The following is a 15,928-nucleotide window of genomic DNA, read 5'->3' on the forward strand; positions in this document are numbered from 1 at the left end:
CTGGCTTACCGCGCAGCACTCAGGCACTATGACCGGTATGAGCGGTTTTTCGGAATGGGTGAAGCATCAACTGGAACTTCGCCAAGAAACAGACGTGGCCGATGCTGCGCGTGCGCTGGGAATACGACCATCGGAGCTCGGTCGGTGGCTGTCCGCGAAACGCCCTCCCACGCAGGACACGATCAGAACTGCGTGCCGCGTCTTCGACGTCCACGTACAGGAAATTCTCGTCGCCGCGGGATACATGACACCCGACGAATCAGGGCTGGACGACAAACCGATTTCGCTGTCCGCCCTCAGCACCCGAGAACTCGTCGACGAACTGGCGAGACGCTCCGCGTCACACAGCCCCGAAGATCAGTAAGTCAACTGCGGATCCGGTTGATCCAACCTTTCCTTGAGCCAGACTCGTAATTCCGGTCCGTACTCGGTGCGGCTGAGCGCATGGTCGAGAGAAGCCCGCAGAAAGCCACCCGGGTTACCCAGATCATGGCGGGTTCCGTGATGCACGACGACGTGAACCGGATGTCCCTCCGCTATCAACAGCGCAATCGCATCCGTCAGTTGCAGCTCGCCACCTTGTCCGGGTGAAATTCTTCTGAGCGCGTCGAAAACCGCGCGATCGAGGAGATAGCGTCCGGCCGCTGCGAGTGTCGACGGGGCATCCGCAGGGTCCGGCTTCTCGACCATGCCGACGACTGCGAGCACGTCGGGGTCATCGCCTTCTTCCGGCGCTCGGACGTCGAACACTCCGTATGCGCCAACAAGATCCGGTGCGACGTCGAACGCGCACAGCACTGAGCCACCGTGCTCGGCACGCACCTTCGCCATCGTGTCGAGAACACCGCAGGGGTGTACCAGGTCGTCGGGCAGCAGTACCGCGAACGAGTCCTCGTCTGCGTCCAGCACCGATTCGACCAGTCCAACAGCGTGTCCCAAGCCCAACGGGGATTCCTGTACGACCGGTTGAACGGAGATGAGGCCTGGAGCACGCCGCACGCGCTCGAGCAGATGATGCTTTCCGCTGGCGGCGAGCTTGCCCTCGAGCACCAGGTCCTCGACGAAATGCCCGACGACCGATGCCTTGCCCGGCGCAGTCACGATCACCAGACGTTCCGCGCCTGCCTGGGCCGCTTCGCTTGCGACCAGCTCGATCCCGGGTGTATCGACCACGGGGAGCAACTCTTTCGGAACCGTCTTGGTGGCCGGGAGGAAGCGAGTCCCCATCCCGGCGGCCGGCACCACAGCAGTCTTGAAAGACCGTTCAGCGCACCCTGTCATCGTTCACCTCTCCGCTCACGCGATGTTTCACACACTTACCGTTACGCGCATGCAGCGGTCGTCCCCTCATTTCGACGACCGAAGCTCACACCGCATGTACAGCCTGCGCACAAGGTCTACCGGGCGACCGATGCCGTCGCAAGTTGACCCGAACTCGGAATTCGTTGCGCGCGAGAGCTGCACACCACCCCTCGTTGTCACTTCTACGAGGTGCACACCGCGCTCCGCTCACTACCCGTTACCGCGGCGAACGGTTGTGGCCCTTTTTCGACGTTGACCACGGCGGGACGTAGCTACTTGCCAAAGAGACAGGTACGACACAACTTACGAGCTCAGCACCCCGACCGGACCGTCCCCAGTCGACCCGGACGTAGGTCCTGGAGGCGCCGCGTAAATGGTCCCGTGCGACTGCACCGGCCTTCAAGTTCGGTTATCCGCAGGTGAATGCCTCTGAATACCATTGAATACGAACGAAATACGGGTATCGAGTAACAATGCCAGGTTCAGGTTGTTATCAAATCGTGACCATACTCCCACTGGGCGGAACTCCCAGTGGACTACTCGCAGTGTCCTAACTTGCCAGTGAAGCGATCACGTCGAAGAGTGGATCGTCAGGCCCGATGTCCATCGTGCATTCGTTCGGCCGTGGATCCGGTACGAATGCCCACAGGAGAGCTCCGGCCGTGCCGGCCGCCTTCTGCCCCGTCAGCTTCGTCTCGATATTCGTGGCTCTGGTCGCCAGTGATTCACAACTACCCGCCAATTCGCCTGTCTCGGCGACCAACAACGGCTTCCCGACGTTCGTCGCCTGTTCGATACGTCGTGCCAGTCCGTTCCACTGGTCGCCCGGAAGCGGCACCCCGTCGGCTCCGTAGTCGTGATACTGCAGAACGTCGACGAAGTCGGACTCGCTCACGTATTGGTAGTCGTCACCCGCAGTGCCGCACTGACCGCCCCCGACGTATCCGGCCGTGATCAGAGTGTTCGGATCGATCGCTCGAAGTTCGGCGCCTGCCGTGTCGAAGAAGTCCCGCAACATCTGCGCGGAATCAGACGGGCACGTTCTTGTCCACCAGTTGCAGGCGGCATCGGTGCACAGGCTCGGTTCCGGCTCCCCCACCAATTCCCACGCCGCGACGGAAGGCTCGTTCTTCCAGCGGTCGACGGCGGTGTGCATCCAGTCCTGGAAGCTCATGGTGGCTCGACCTGGGATCAGGTTCGCGACCTTCCAGTCGTCGGTGTACCAGTCCCTGGATTTGAACAGCCCGTCATCGCACCCGCTGTCCTGGGGTGAGAGCACCGGAATCGTGAACTGGTTGTGTCGCGCGGCAGCGTCGAACACGGCATCCATCGGTCCGAAATCCATCTCTCCGGACACCTTGTTCACCGCGAGCGCCTGGAAGGCGTTGAAACGCGTGACGGAGTTCGGCGGCAGTGAACCGAAGTACGCGTCGAGGTCGACCATCGCGCCACAGCCGAAGTTCACCGACCAATCGGTGGCCAGTTGATAGGCATTCAGCCCGGTAGGCCACCACGGCTGTCCGTCGAGCGTCAGTCCGCTCGACGACGCTCCGACCCGAACCGGCTTGGGCGAATCGGCAACCACCGGCGTCGTGAACATTCCTGTCACCACCGCGACGGTTGCGAAGCCGACTACAGCGGCAGCGATACGGCGACGCACTGTGCGTCGCACACGCGGACGCGCTTCTTCAGAAGACATCTACAACCATCCACGTCATACGGACAATCCTCCCACACGAATTGCCTCATCGACCCGTTTGACGTTCACCGGTGACGCGATACAAACGCCAGGCCGAAGGGTCCATCCCGCCGTCGTTGGGCACCTCGAGCACGAGCGCTCCCACACCGCCGGCACCGGTGTCGTACATCGTCGGATAGCGCCGATTGACCGCGTCCGACACACCGCGACCGGTATTCGGAACCGACAGGATGTATTCGACGTGATGTTCGGCCGGGTTGTTCAGTACGCGCACGAAGTCCGCATCGGAGGGCACGACGAATTGCCGAGGGTTGTTCGACGACGCCACGACGGCATAGCTCTGCACGGTGTCGAGCAGAACCGATCCCTCCGGCAGAGCCAAGTCGTCCAGGTACCTGGCAATGCGACGCTCGGCCGCAAACGTGCGCAGATTCGTCTGCTCCTCGAGGTTCTGCCGGCCCGGAATGATCGCGCTGGCAATGGAATGCTCGAGCACTGCGATCCGCGCATTACCCATCGCGACAAACGTGACCAGCGTCGAGCCGACCAGCAAGCACAGGGAGATCACAAGAGGTAGCGACGGTCCCGCCTGCTCGGGGTACGTCGACACCGAGCGCGACGCAGCAGCCCCCGGTCGACGCGTGACGACCGGCGCTCCGCGAGGAGCGATCAAGACGACCAACACGAAACACAGCGGAATGATCGAAATGTAGAAGCGCAGAAGGGGAAACGTCGATCCCATCACGTACAGCAAGGTTTGGGCGCCGAGGATGGCGCCGAACAACACAAGAGGCACGATCACTTCGGTGTCCCGCCGCCGAAGTGCGTAGATGACGGCCAGGACCGCGAACACCGGGAGCGCCGGCCCGAGGACGGCCATTTCGGTAATCGAGAACCCGAGGCGGGCAATCGGTGAGTCGGTTCCGGCACCAGCCTGCTCCAGGATGGAACTGTTCCCGTACACCGACGAGAACTGTTGGAACGCTTGACCGGTGATGAGCCAACTGGCAAACGACCACAACGCGAAGGCAAGGAATCCCGGCATCATCACGACGGCACCGTCGAGCGCTGCTGCCCAGAGCCGCAAGCCAGGTCCCGCGCCCTCGCCCCGCTCCTCCGCGGTCGGGCGGAAACGAAGCCAACTCACCACGGTCACCAGCACCACTGCGACAAACAGCGGTGCCAATGCGTCGTAGCGGGTCAGGTACGCCAGAGCGAACGCGAGGCCGGCACCGATGAGGTCGTGGACGTCGTCGCTTCGCATCCACCGAATCAGTCGACGTGTCGCCCACAGAACGAAGAAGAGGAACGGAGCTTCGCTCATTCCGCTCGCCGCGTACATGACGATCATCGGATTGGCAGCGAACAGCACGGTCAAGATGACGGTGACCCATCGCGTACACCCACGGTCACGACTGATCCCGCGGATCTGAATCACAGCACCAGCCATGAAGGCCGCGGACATCACGACCGCAGTGATGTTCCACCGCAGCAGATCCGGCCACCAATGACCCATCAGGCCCATCGGAATCTGGACTGCCGCCGTCAACGGGGTGAACACGAATCCGATCGCCGCGAAGTGCGGATCACGGCTGAGCAACATCGCCGATACCGCGGCGACGCGACTGAGCGAATCGGTGAAGATGAACCCGATACCCGCGTTCATCCACACGCCCAACGCGGTGTAAATCGCGAAGAGGACGACGAACATCCGCCAGGGCTTCCGGCCCGGTAGATCGTGGACCGCGACGGACAGGGCCGGGCGATCGATGACGGTCACTGTCCGCGACGCCGAGCCACGAGCACACCACCGACGGCGACAGCGATCAGAACCACGGTCCCGAATCCGATCCAGCCGATTGTGACCGCGCTCAGTCCGGTCTCCTCTTCGGCCGAGGTCGCAGTGCCCAACGGGGCGACGTTGACTCCGACGTCGAACGGCTCTCCTCCGCGCGGTGCGACCAGGAGATCACCGGTCAGTTCTGCGAACCGGTCCTTCCCACCTTCCAACCAGTTGAGCAGGCCGTCGGCATCGGCCGCATCACTCGCAGAGGTCAGCGCCACCACTTCGTTGTGCGAACCCGAAACCACCTGCAAGGCACCGTACTGTCCACCGAATTCCAGACCCTGCAAGCGCAGGAGCCCTTGATCTGCGGTGTCCATGGGTAGAGCCACCGGAGTGGGCAGCGTCCCGTCCGCCGCGATCAACAACGCCGGCAGAGAGCTGGTCGCCGCGTCACCGAACGGGAGCACACGCGGTTGCAACGGAAGATAGCTCAACCGCTGCATCGTGACGACGAGGCGCTGCGCTCGAATGAGATCTGCGAAATCACCGTGACTCAAACCGACATCGAGTGTGGGCAGCATCGACTGCGGTAATGCCTCGAATCCTCCAGGTATCGGCGGGAATCCGGTAGTGGACGTGATGGTGCTGGCCGGATCGACAGTGAGCGAAGACGGGCTACTGGTGCCGCACTGGAAGTCGCCGGTGACATCCATCGACACCTCGAACGTCAAGTCGCGACGCAGGAGTTCGTTCGGAACATCGACGCCGATGTCGAAGCGCCCAGTCTCGTTCACCGTCTGCGAGGCGAGCCGTGTATCCCCCAGCGAGATCGACAGTTCTCCGTTGCGCGAATTCGGCAGCGGCACATAGGAACCGATCATCCGGATCGACACGTCCTTCATCGGACGGCCAAGTTGCGACTGACTGAACGGGACGTCGACCTCGATGTGATTGAGACCGGAGGCCGTCAACGTTCCGAGCTTCAGCTCACCGACGGTGATGGCGTCCTGGGAAATCTGGGCAACTGTGTTGTCCGGAGACGCCAGCGCTCTGCTCGCCGCCCAGTAGCCGTCGAAGTTCGCCGCCAAGAGACTGACTTGAGGAACGAGTGTCTTGTCGTCCCCCGAAATCCGCAGCACGGGTGATCCATTCGGAGTCGCCGCGAGATCGATGCCGGCGTCCCCACTGTTGCCGATCACTACAGCCCGCTCGAACAGTCCCGGCTCGGCGGACGGTAAGCTCTGGCCGTTCGGCAGCTGCTCCACCACCACGGCGTCAGGCTGACTTCCGTACTTGTTGACAATCGCCGCACTCAGTTGCAAAGCCGCACTCTGCTGTGACCTTGCTGAACCATCCGTGACGTAGATGGTCGCCTTCCTCAAAATCGGCGGAAAGAAGGTTGCAACAGTCATAGGCTGCTGCTCGGCACCGTCGTAGGTGACAAAGGCGTCCCGGAGTGCAAGGGGCTGGTATCTCGTTCGGTCGTAACAGCGGTCGTCGACGGGAACGAGATGAGCGATCATCGACACGGTCACGCTGCGGTCGACCACTTCGAGACCTTGCAGGGGAACCGAAATCGGCAGTCCGGTTCCGGCTTGCCCGGCGTCGAAGTCGACACGGCTCACCAATCTCCCGTCGGCAGTCACTTCGAGCCAACCTCTACTGAAGTCGGTCGGGGCAGTCAGGATTCCGGTCACGGCTGTTGCGGTGAGTCCGTCCGGTACCGGCACGGTCACCAACACGGGTGCGTCATCGGAGGAGAACACGATGTCCGTTCCTCGGCCGAGTTCGGTGAAGGAGATCGGAGTTGTGGCTGCGGCGGCCACCGACGTATCCGTGTCGTCCTCGAAATCCTGGGCCGAGGCAACACTGCCGAGCGGAAGTAACAAAGTCACCGCGACAGCCACCGGCATTGCCAGCGCGCGCGTCAGCCAGGTTCGAGAGTGGCCCATCAGCGTGTCTCCTCGACATTTCTTGTTTCCGCGCAATCACCAAACACAAATCACGAGTAGCAATCTCGCCAGTTCGTGACGGTCGCAGGTCCGATCGCACCATTACGGACAAACGAACCATAACGACCGATTTGTGCGTTTGGCTAATTATCCCGACCGGCGAGACTTTTGTTACGGCGCGTCACATGATTAGCAATCGCTGCCGCTGGGAAGCCGAAAGAAACCGTCCGAAACCCCGTCAATACGCCTGAACGTCCGTCCAGTCCGAACACTTCGCGGGCGGATAATTCTCAGATAAGGATGCTGTGACGATCAATTCGATCATCCCCACCGGCAAGAGCGCGATCGGAAAGCTGGTCGGCGCGCCTTTCCACTTCGCATCATCGCTACGTATGGCCAGGGTTTTTCACCCTCACGGGATCGAACTGAAGGGAACGTTGAAGCCGGCCACCCCTTGGTGGCCGGTATCGGAGTCCTCGACGATTTCCGTCACCGCTCGAATGTCGAAAGCCCTCGGAACACCGGGAGACCTACCCGACATACTCGGCCTGGCGCTTCGGTTGCACGAGGTCGGCGCCGATGAAAATCCGTGGGACATTCTTCTCGCAACATCAGGACTTTCTACCTTCTCGAAAATGTTTCCAGCTCCGGCTTTCTCGTGGAACGGCGCGCGATACAGCACACTGGTTCCTTACTCACGCGCAGGCGGTGCGGCGGCGTGGCTGATCGTGACACCGCGCGGCGTCCACCCGGCCGGCACTTCTTTGTCGGCATTGAAAACGGCGGTCGATCATTCCCCTCTGCACTTCTCCGTGTACCTCGCGAGAATTCAACTTCAGTTGATACCGATCGGGCATCTCTGTCTCGACGAGGTCGAGGACCACCCGGATTGCCTCCAGCCGTCCTTCGATCCGGTTCTGAACAGGCCGGCCCACATGCGCATGCTTCCGGAGTGGCTCGCAGAAACGCGCAAGTTCGCGTATCGCGGTAGCCGCAACGGCCGAGGAGACACACAAAAGCGCGGTTGACCGGACTTGCCGATCAACCGCGCCGAAGCTCACTCAGCTTGTGAACTTGTCCTTGATATCCGAGACCTTGTCACTGACGGTGTCTCCGGCCTTCTTGACCTTCGCCTCGCCCTGATCGGCAACACCTTCGGCAGCCAGATCATCGTTGCCCGTGGCATTTCCGAATTTTTCCTTCGCCTCGCCGATGAGATCCTCAGCGCGGTGCTTTGCCTTGTCGATGGAGTCAGACATGTATTTCTCCTTCTTTGATTCGGTCGTGCATACGGCCGTGGGATTCGGTCGTGGATTCAGTCGAACTCGAACAGCGTGGAAAAATGTGTCAGCGTTTTCCGGTGACTGCCTTGACCAGGAACAGCAAGATGACAGCGCCTAGGAGGCAAGTGAGGAAGCTGAAGATCCAGCCGGCGCCCTCGACATCTACGCCGAAGACTCGAAGCAGGAAACCACCGATCAGGCCGCCGATGACACCGACAACGATGTTGAGGAAGATCCCCTGCTGCGCATCGGTTTTCATGATCTTACTGCCGATCCAACCCGCCAGTCCACCGATGATGATCCAGGCGATGATACCGAGAGGAAGCATTTGAACTCCTTAAAGTAAAGAGGGACGGCGCAATGAGAGACTGCCGGTGAAGGGAGAGTTCCGAGCGATCGGCCCGCGCAACTAGACCGTGATCGCGGGTTGTGTTTGCACACAACCGGAGTCTCCGCCGCACGCGCGGGGGATCGTGCACTCAGTAGCAGCCACATTGTCTGCTTACATTTCTATCAGGTGTTAACGACAGAACCAAAATGACTGGCGATTCACCACATACGAGAAACGACACTCACCGACGCACACATGATCAGCGTCACGAAGATCGCGATCGTCACCGAGGTAACGGTCGAGAGGAGCACCGTGACACACAGTGCCACAGCAACATCCATGACTCTGTGGACGATCGGGAGGTCTACCAATACCCGGTCGTCCGGAGGCTCAAACCTCGATCGATCAGAGAGTTCTCGGCTCATCGCGTTTCGCACTTTCCACGGCGATGTGGGTTCTGGTCGCCACGGAGGGATCACCGACCACCACAGCGACTTGATCCCCCGTACCGGTGACACGAGAAATCAACTCGGACAGAGTTTCCGATCCGGATACGACGCTACGTCTCAGTATCACCCGTAGCTCGACAATGCGAACTCCGCGATCGACCAACGCTTTTCCTCGGACACGCGATACTTCGTCGAAGTCCTCCAGTGATGCGCTCGCTCCTTCCGCCACTGCACCCAGATCCGCGGTGATGGAATTGTGCGAGTTCGACCCTGGGACCGTGATCTCCTTCACCCGCCGCAGCGGCACATGCGAGATCAACCACCGCAATGCGAGGAGGACAAGTAGTACTCCCACGCCTCCGACAGCCCACGGCCACCACGAGTGATCGACAAGATCTTCAGCCCACGGGATCTCGATACGCGCAGGGAGATCCTTGATCACGTCGAGATTCCACAGGATCGCTGCGACTCCCAGCACTACCGCGAGCATCCCCACTACGCATGTCGCCACGCGATCAATCGCCGTCGCCGTCCGAGTCATGACATCGATCCCGTCTGAATACGAACCTTGATTCGCGGCGATGGTGACAGTGACCCGGTCAAGTCCCCCAGCACCGCACGGATTTCCGATTCAGCGGTTGCGGCTCCATCGGGTGTGACCGAGGCCTTCACTTCGAGCTTGCGCCGAGTCGCGTGCGACGAAGCAGATCGAACCTGCGCCAGTGACTCGACGCGAACCGATGCTATCGCCGCTACATCGGCGGGATCGATCCATGTATTCGTGACTCCGACCAAGGCATTGGCAGTCTTTCGTCGCGGTTTGAGTCCGACGATCACGAACCACAGTCCGAGAACGACGGCTGCGATCCCGGCCGGCAACATCCAACCCTGGTACGTGAGCCCGTCCACATATGTGGCAGCCCTTGGTATCCACTGCGAGCCGGTGATCACGCCGGTGTCCACCAGTGCGTCGCGGACGCCGACCACGCCGAGTGCAAGTAGCGCCGCCGCGATGAGAAATCCAGTAACGGCCGATCCGGGCGTCGCAAGGGGAACAGGAGCAGCAGCCCTCGAGGCCGTGGATGGTGGTGCGACCTTTTCCGCAGTCATCGCACTTTCCTTCCCTCGTCACTCTTGGTCGATGCGGGGAGAACGCTCACGATCGCGACGTCCACGCCGTCCACGTCCAGGCCCGATACGGACTGCAACTGCGTTGTCACGTTCTCTCGCACCGCGGTACCGATCACCGACAAGGATCCGGGCCACTCGATCGCGATGTCGACCTTGGCCCGTACCCGCTTGCCGGATACCAGCACTCGCGCCCTCGGCAATTCGCGCCCGGTCAGTTTGTCCATGCCGCCGGCGTGATGACGCACCCCCGGGGTTCCGCGCGTCGCCTCGAGAACCAACTTCTGCGCGACTCTGTCTCGAATCGTCAGCGTTCCGCGATCGCCCGGCTCACCTAGCGCAGACAACTCCGGTCCAACTGTCTCAGCCACGCCCGCGGCCCTTCAACATCACACCGAGATCGAACTCGCCGTCACGCTGACCACCGACGAGGTATCCGATCACGCCGAGAACCAACGCGATGAGGAATCCGGTGAAACCGCCTGCAGCAGCCGCGACTCCGAGGAGTAGTCCTGCCAGTAGGCCGACAGTCGAGGTGGTCATGTGAATCCTCCGTTGTGGATGTTGTTCGATGGTGCGGGTCAGATTTCGGTATAGGTCTTGGCACCCGGAAACCGAGCGCGCACCCGCGTGTACTGGGCCCGAACGGGTTTGGATATCTGTCGCATCGTGCCGCGCAGCGTCGTGCGCACAACCACACCGATCGGGGATGCGAAGTCCCGGTCGACTCGTGCGAGCGCTCGATTGAGCGCGTCCGCAGATCCGCCCACGTCGGGGTGGTAGTTCCTGATCGCCTCTCGGCGTGCGGATCGGCGATCAGGAACTGAACCTCGAGAGTGCTCAGGCATCGTGCGCACGACCGACTACGTCTTCCACGGTCACGTTCACTGGGCCTGCAACGAGTCCCGAAACGGCTTGGCGGATACGTAAAGCCGTATCGCGAACGGCGGCGTCGACGAAGATGCACACATGGATGTCCGTCGACGACTCCGTCACCCGCACGCCGACGACGCGACGACCGGGGAGGTACGTGCCAACCTCGCCGAACATTCCGGCATGAAGCGAGGCGACCCCAGGCACCCGCGTCACAGCCGCCGCGATGGTGTCAGCGATTTCGGAACTCACTGCACCCGTGCAGTCTTGGGCTCGCCGGTTTCGTCGTCACTGCCCTCGTCAAGGTGGACGTCGTGAACCGTGATGTTCACCTCGGTCACCTCGAGACCGGTCATCCGTTCGAGCGCCGCGATGACGTTGCGACGAATGCCGGTGGCCAGATCGGCGAGCGATACGCCGTACTCGGCCACGATGTCGATGTCGACCGCTGCCTGCTTTTCGCCGACCTCGACCGATACTCCCTGGGAGTGGTTGACACTCGCGCCGGGGATCCGCTCACGCAGTGCCCCGACGACTCGGGACGCTCCGCCGCCGACGTCGTACACGCCGCTCACCTCTCGCGTAGCGATGCCGGCAATCTTCGAGACAACGGTGTCGGCGATCGACGTCTTTCCTTGCGAGCTCACGAGAGCCGAGTCGTTCGATGATGCAACATCCTTCGTAGATGCTGTCGCAACCTGCGTGCTGACCATTGTCATCTCCTCCTGTTGATCGATCTACCTGTGTAGTCGCGACTCGAACGCAAAACCGAATGCCTCAGCCGGGTGACGTGCATCACTGACACTTGTTAGTTACTGTCCGTAACATTCAACGCCCCGGCCGCGCGAACAATCTTCGAACGCAGCCGAGTATCCGCATTTCTGCGAGAGGAGCGACTGTGGCGTTACCGCACACACAGGGGCTCGCCGAAGCACCTGACGGCTTGGACCCCGCAACGGTGGACGCCGCGATACTCGGCGACCGAGAAGCATTCGAGTCACTCGTGCACTACTACGGCCCCGCGCTCCACCGATATGCGCGTCGAATGCTCGCGGACGAAGGCGACATTCTCGAGGTAGTCCAGGACACCTTCGTTGCCGCGTGGCGCCGCCTCGATTCATTTCGTGGCGAATCGTCGATGCGAACATGGCTTTTCGCTATCTGTTCCCGAAAGATCGTGGACAGCTATCGAATCAAGCGGGCTCAACCGATCGACGACAAGCTGCTCGATCCTCTCGTGCCGTCTCCCGAGGCCGGTCCGTTCGACGCGACCTCGAACTCCGCGTTCCTGGAAGCTCTGGAAGAAGCCTTGGGTGAATTGCCTTATCGCCAGCGTGCAGCCTGGACACTACGAGAGGTGGAGATGCTCACGTTCGTTCAAATCGGCAAGATTCTGAGACTCACTCCGGATTCGGTGCGTGGGCATCACCATCGCGCACGGGCTAACCTGAGTGAACGAATGACGAGGTGGCGATGACTGAATCACGAACCGACGCATTGATGGCGCACGCATCCGACGTCCTGCGGAACGCTCCCGAGCCAGGATGGGATCGAATCAGCGACAAGGTGATCCGGGCACTGCGGTCGACCTCGGCGTCCAGTTGGCCGCTCGATGCACATGCGTCCGAGGGTCCACGTCTCGGCACGGTGTCGGTGAGCGATCACGTACTCCGCACCCATTTGGCCGCCGAGATCCGTTCTCGACACCACTGCTCGCCGAGCAGTATCGAGTTCTTCGTCGACGGCCACGAAATACGTTCACTACGTATCGAACTGACAGCGCCGTACGGAGTGGATCTGGCCGAACTGTCGGACCGGGTACGGTTCACCGTCGTCGACGTCGTTCACTTGATCCTCGGCGACATGGACCCACCGGTCTCTGCAGAGAGCGTCCACATCGCCGTAGTCGACATCGTGGATGATCTACCTGCCGAGGAGAACACCAAAAGCCACTCCGAACACTAGGTGTTTGTTCGGCAAGTGTTTGGGAACCCGGCACTCATGACCACTCCCCCACCACCGGATCCGGGCCCGGTCCCCGATCCGGGGCCGCCGACACCACCCGCCCCGACACCACCCGATCCGCTGAATCCACCACCTGTGCCGCCGACTCCGACACCACCGAATCCGTATCCCCCGGATCCCATCCCCCAGATCTGAAGTCAGCGAGAATCTGAAGCCACGGGGCCTCAGTAGTCAGGTGGCCCCAGTAGTCAGTGGCCTCAGTAGTCAGCCACCGAGTTCGGCGATCATCTCGCTCAACGATTCCGCGGCGATACGCAGTTCACCTTCGTCGGGGTTGTCGTGCGAGGACGGTAGGCGTTCGGCCAACTGCTCACGAGTGACAAGCGAGATACCCTCGAGGCCGAACCCTTCTTCGTCGGGGACGTAGATCTCGATCTCGCCACCGACCGCTACCAATTCCGAATGGGGGCCGCTGCCGAGCAGTGCACGCAGGTGTTCGGTCGTCACGGTCATATGGTTCACGTGAAATCTCCTGCTTCGGTGACAGCTGACTTTGCTGGTACGGGCTCGACGTGGCGTACTGACTCGACGTGACGCACTACCACCTACTGAGTACCCCTCGCGGGTGAGCAGGAAACGACAAGTACATGAACAACGACTTCCCGAAGGAAACGCACACACCATGACTGAACAGAATTCCACCGACCACGCGGATCAGACGGACGAGCCGCAGACCACCGACACCGATCATGGTCCCGGAACCGGCTCCGATGCAGCGCACAAAGACGTTCAGACCGATCCGTCGGGCGAGCGAACCTGGGCCGACGAGGGTGGAGCTACGACCACCGGCCCGGCGACCGACACCGACTGATCCCGCAGGGACTTAGTCATCGGGACCAAGGTCCCGTGGGTCGACGCTCACGGGTCCTTGAAATCCGTACGGATCTAACGCTTTTCACCTGGGTTTTCGCGATGCGGTAAGGTAGGCACTCAGCACGGTTGAGTACCCAGCCGTTGAAGACGAGCACGGTTCGTGCGTTGCTTCCCGTGCCGTTTCCCGGTTTCGAACGAAACCGTTTCGAACCAGACCGTTCGAACGAACCGTTTCGAGCAATCCGTCAGGAGTTTCGATGAACGAGTTTTCGAGAACTACAGATGAGCGTACGGACAGTCCCCCCACATTCACCACGACGTGTGCGGAAAACATTCAGTCGCTCGTGGTCAGCGGTGAGATCGACGTCCGGTCCCGAGCTGATTTCGCTGCTTGCGTCGACGACCTGATCGGTGAGCGTCACCCGTTCGTACTCGACTGCTCGGACGTCCAGTTCATCTCCGTCGGAGGTCTTTCCATCATCGAGACTCTGTCGGCCAAGGCACGAAGGCTCGGCGTACCTTGGACGCTCGTCGCAGCGCACCCCGTCAGGCGCCCGCTCTCTCTTCTGAAAATGGACGCCGACATCGTGTTCACCGATTCGACAGCCGAGGCGGTCACGTACCTGTCCTCGACGCCCGTCCTGGACGAGACCCTGGCGGAGCCGATGTCGGCGTGAGTACCGATCTCGAAAAGCTCTCCGAATTCGTCGTCGTCGCAAACCGACTGCCCGTCGATCTCGAAACCGACGAAGACGGAGGCAAGAACTGGAAGCGAAGTCCGGGTGGACTCGTCACTGCGCTCGAACCCATCCTGCGACAGCGAGATGGCGCTTGGGTCGGCTGGCCGGGGGTCGCGGACGAGAAGGTCGATCCGATAGTGGTTGACGGCCTTCGCCTGTTTCCCGTCGAGCTCACCTCTCAGGACCTCGCCGAGTACTACGAGGGATTCTCCAACGACACGTTGTGGCCGCTCTACCACGACGTTCTGGTGGCTCCGACGTTCGAACGGTCGTGGTGGCACACGTACGTCGCGGTCAACCAGCGGTTCGCCGAGGAAACCGCCCGTTGCGCCGCGGACGGAGCCACCGTCTGGGTGCAGGACTATCAATTGCAACTCGTGCCGGCAATGTTGCGCGAGCTGCGCCCGGACCTGACGATCGGGTTCTTTCTTCACATTCCGTTTCCTCCTGTCGAGCTCTTCATGCAGCTTCCGTGGCGCAAGGAGATCGTCAAGGGCATGCTGGGCGCCGATCTGATCGGCTTCCACTTACCTGGTGGCGCAAACAATTTCCTGTTCTTGGCCCGCAAACTACTCGGCCTCAAGACAACGACCGCAGGCGTCGGTGTTCGAAGTGCGCTCGGGCATGTGGATTTCGATTCTCGCGTCGTCAAGGTGGGAGCCTTTCCGATCTCCGTCGATTCGGCCGAGCTCGAGCGGCAGTCGAAGAGCGAATCGGTCCTGCGCCGCGCACGCGAATTGAAGGAAGAGCTCGGAAATCCCGAGAAAATCCTGCTGGGAGTCGACCGCCTGGACTACACCAAGGGCATCGATCTACGGTTGCAAGCCCTCAAGGAACTCCTCGACGAGGGCCGTTTGGATCCGGAGAAGTACACGATGGTGCAGCTCGCGACGCCCAGTCGTGAACGCGTGCAACACTATATCGACCTTCGCAGTGTCATCGAGGAACAGGTGGGCCGCATCAACGGCGACCACAGTCAGATCGGCCGCCCCGTAGTTCACTACCTGTATCAACCGGTCGACCGTGAAGAACTGATCGCGTTGTTCGTCGCTGCCGACGTCATGCTCGTGACGCCGATGCGCGACGGGATGAATCTGGTGGCCAAGGAGTACGTAGCCTGCCGAAGCGACCTGGGAGGCGCTCTCGTTCTCAGCGAGTTCACCGGCGCTGCAATGGAATTACGACAGTCGTATCTGGTCAACCCGCACGATTTGGACGGCGTGAAGAATACGATTCTGACCGCGGTTCATCAGGATCCGAAAGAGGGCCGTCGCCGGATGGCTGCGCTACATCGGCAGGTCATGACGCACGATGTGCATCAGTGGGCCGAGTCGTTCCTGACCGCGCTTGCCCCACCCGGACCGCTTCCGGACGATCAGTTCGTCACGGAGCGTGAGTCGGACTTTGCGCGCAACAACTGACCCTCGCGGGCTTGCGTCAAGGGCGCTCGGAGACTCGAGCTAGGATTGGTTTCAGTTCATCGTCAAGCAGCGGCTGCGAACTGATCTCCTCGACATAGCCGTGCAATGCTGCATCGGCCCAGAAAG

At 61.2% G+C, this 15,928-nt stretch carries 22 protein-coding genes; 7 read left to right on the forward strand and 15 right to left on the reverse strand.

Annotated elements, in window-relative coordinates:
* Positions 1-37 precede the first annotated feature (37 nt).
* The gene (locus DBV08_RS10245; RefSeq protein ID WP_235171503.1) at positions 38-364 is read left to right on the forward strand and encodes a helix-turn-helix transcriptional regulator; all 327 of its coding nucleotides are present in this window, start codon (positions 38-40) and stop codon (positions 362-364) included.
* On the opposite strand, the gene DBV08_RS10250 is transcribed toward DBV08_RS10245, so the two are convergent.
* The 4 genes from DBV08_RS10250 to DBV08_RS10265 form a co-directional block, all read right to left on the reverse strand.
* A complete protein-coding gene (locus DBV08_RS10250; protein WP_124567372.1) occupies positions 358-1,281 on the reverse strand; it encodes a UTP--glucose-1-phosphate uridylyltransferase in 924 nt (307 codons plus the stop codon). The two genes, DBV08_RS10245 and DBV08_RS10250, sit on opposite strands and share 7 nt — an antisense overlap.
* A 571-nt stretch (positions 1,282-1,852) precedes the next feature.
* Complete coding sequence (locus DBV08_RS10255; RefSeq protein WP_095971920.1) at positions 1,853-3,001, reverse strand: cellulase family glycosylhydrolase; 1,149 nt, start codon at positions 2,999-3,001, stop codon at positions 1,853-1,855.
* A gap of 46 nt (positions 3,002-3,047) precedes the next feature.
* The gene (locus DBV08_RS10260; RefSeq protein ID WP_124567373.1) at positions 3,048-4,781 is read right to left on the reverse strand and encodes a glycosyltransferase family 39 protein; all 1,734 of its coding nucleotides are present in this window, start codon (positions 4,779-4,781) and stop codon (positions 3,048-3,050) included.
* Positions 4,778-6,739, reverse strand: coding sequence for a hypothetical protein (locus DBV08_RS10265; protein WP_124567374.1), 1,962 nt, complete (start codon positions 6,737-6,739; stop codon positions 4,778-4,780). Before DBV08_RS10265 ends, DBV08_RS10260 begins: the two co-directional genes overlap by 4 nt.
* Positions 6,740-7,044: 305 nt before the next feature.
* Here DBV08_RS10265 and DBV08_RS10270 point away from each other — a divergent pair, with 305 nt between their 5' ends.
* Positions 7,045-7,767 carry a hypothetical protein gene (locus DBV08_RS10270; RefSeq protein WP_124567375.1) on the forward strand — a complete coding sequence of 241 codons (723 nt, stop codon included), beginning with the start codon at positions 7,045-7,047 and terminating at the stop codon, positions 7,765-7,767.
* 33 nt (positions 7,768-7,800) lie between these two features.
* On the opposite strand, the gene DBV08_RS10275 is transcribed toward DBV08_RS10270, so the two are convergent.
* The 10 genes from DBV08_RS10275 to DBV08_RS10315 all read right to left on the reverse strand — a co-directional run bounded on the left by DBV08_RS10275 (position 7,801) and on the right by DBV08_RS10315 (position 11,516).
* Positions 7,801-7,998 (reverse strand): CsbD family protein, encoded by a 198-nt coding sequence (locus DBV08_RS10275; RefSeq protein ID WP_124567376.1) that lies wholly within the window; start codon positions 7,996-7,998, stop codon positions 7,801-7,803.
* Between the two features lie 88 nt (positions 7,999-8,086).
* A complete protein-coding gene (locus DBV08_RS10280; protein ID WP_003943661.1) occupies positions 8,087-8,350 on the reverse strand; it encodes a GlsB/YeaQ/YmgE family stress response membrane protein in 264 nt (87 codons plus the stop codon).
* A gap of 221 nt (positions 8,351-8,571) precedes the next feature.
* Positions 8,572-8,694 (reverse strand): hypothetical protein, encoded by a 123-nt coding sequence (locus tag DBV08_RS32825; RefSeq protein ID WP_260395499.1) that lies wholly within the window; start codon positions 8,692-8,694, stop codon positions 8,572-8,574.
* 64 nt (positions 8,695-8,758) lie between these two features.
* A complete protein-coding gene (locus DBV08_RS10285; RefSeq protein WP_095971916.1) occupies positions 8,759-9,343 on the reverse strand; it encodes a hypothetical protein in 585 nt (194 codons plus the stop codon).
* Positions 9,340-9,912, reverse strand: a complete 573-nt coding sequence (locus DBV08_RS10290) for a DUF6286 domain-containing protein (RefSeq protein ID WP_095971915.1) — start codon at positions 9,910-9,912, stop codon at positions 9,340-9,342. The genes DBV08_RS10285 and DBV08_RS10290 overlap by 4 nt, the downstream gene beginning before the upstream one ends.
* Positions 9,909-10,301, reverse strand: coding sequence for an Asp23/Gls24 family envelope stress response protein (locus DBV08_RS10295; protein WP_095971914.1), 393 nt, complete (start codon positions 10,299-10,301; stop codon positions 9,909-9,911). Before DBV08_RS10295 ends, DBV08_RS10290 begins: the two co-directional genes overlap by 4 nt.
* Positions 10,294-10,473: a hypothetical protein gene (locus DBV08_RS10300; protein WP_003943629.1), complete on the reverse strand. Its 180-nt coding sequence runs from the start codon at positions 10,471-10,473 to the stop codon at positions 10,294-10,296. The genes DBV08_RS10295 and DBV08_RS10300 overlap by 8 nt, the downstream gene beginning before the upstream one ends.
* Positions 10,474-10,511: 38 nt before the next feature.
* The gene (locus DBV08_RS10305; RefSeq protein WP_235171495.1) at positions 10,512-10,700 is read right to left on the reverse strand and encodes a hypothetical protein; all 189 of its coding nucleotides are present in this window, start codon (positions 10,698-10,700) and stop codon (positions 10,512-10,514) included.
* Positions 10,701-10,770: 70 nt separating this feature from the next.
* Positions 10,771-11,055, reverse strand: a complete 285-nt coding sequence (locus DBV08_RS10310) for a hypothetical protein (protein ID WP_095971912.1) — start codon at positions 11,053-11,055, stop codon at positions 10,771-10,773.
* Positions 11,052-11,516 (reverse strand): Asp23/Gls24 family envelope stress response protein, encoded by a 465-nt coding sequence (locus DBV08_RS10315; protein ID WP_003943699.1) that lies wholly within the window; start codon positions 11,514-11,516, stop codon positions 11,052-11,054. Before DBV08_RS10315 ends, DBV08_RS10310 begins: the two co-directional genes overlap by 4 nt.
* Before the next feature lie 185 nt (positions 11,517-11,701).
* Here DBV08_RS10315 and DBV08_RS10320 point away from each other — a divergent pair, with 185 nt between their 5' ends.
* Positions 11,702-12,280, forward strand: a complete 579-nt coding sequence (locus DBV08_RS10320) for an RNA polymerase sigma factor (RefSeq protein WP_029537811.1) — start codon at positions 11,702-11,704, stop codon at positions 12,278-12,280.
* Positions 12,277-12,768 carry a hypothetical protein gene (locus DBV08_RS10325; protein WP_234036715.1) on the forward strand — a complete coding sequence of 164 codons (492 nt, stop codon included), beginning with the start codon at positions 12,277-12,279 and terminating at the stop codon, positions 12,766-12,768. Before DBV08_RS10320 ends, DBV08_RS10325 begins: the two co-directional genes overlap by 4 nt.
* 264 nt (positions 12,769-13,032) lie before the next feature.
* On the opposite strand, the gene DBV08_RS10335 is transcribed toward DBV08_RS10325, so the two are convergent.
* Positions 13,033-13,281 (reverse strand): hypothetical protein, encoded by a 249-nt coding sequence (locus tag DBV08_RS10335; protein WP_095971909.1) that lies wholly within the window; start codon positions 13,279-13,281, stop codon positions 13,033-13,035.
* Between the two features lie 169 nt (positions 13,282-13,450).
* Here DBV08_RS10335 and DBV08_RS10340 point away from each other — a divergent pair, with 169 nt between their 5' ends.
* From DBV08_RS10340 to DBV08_RS10350, 3 genes are all read left to right on the forward strand, one after another.
* The gene (locus tag DBV08_RS10340) at positions 13,451-13,639 is read left to right on the forward strand and encodes a PI-type proteinase (protein ID WP_124567378.1); all 189 of its coding nucleotides are present in this window, start codon (positions 13,451-13,453) and stop codon (positions 13,637-13,639) included.
* 259 nt (positions 13,640-13,898) lie between these two features.
* Entirely contained in the window at positions 13,899-14,318 is a 420-nt protein-coding gene (locus tag DBV08_RS10345; protein WP_095971908.1) for an STAS domain-containing protein, read from the forward strand.
* Complete coding sequence (locus tag DBV08_RS10350) at positions 14,315-15,802, forward strand: trehalose-6-phosphate synthase (protein ID WP_095971907.1); 1,488 nt, start codon at positions 14,315-14,317, stop codon at positions 15,800-15,802. Before DBV08_RS10345 ends, DBV08_RS10350 begins: the two co-directional genes overlap by 4 nt.
* Positions 15,803-15,928: the final 126 nt, after the last annotated feature.

This window comes from Rhodococcus sp. KBW08 (assembly GCF_003852455.1).
Taxonomy (GTDB): domain Bacteria; phylum Actinomycetota; class Actinomycetes; order Mycobacteriales; family Mycobacteriaceae; genus Rhodococcus_F; species Rhodococcus_F baikonurensis.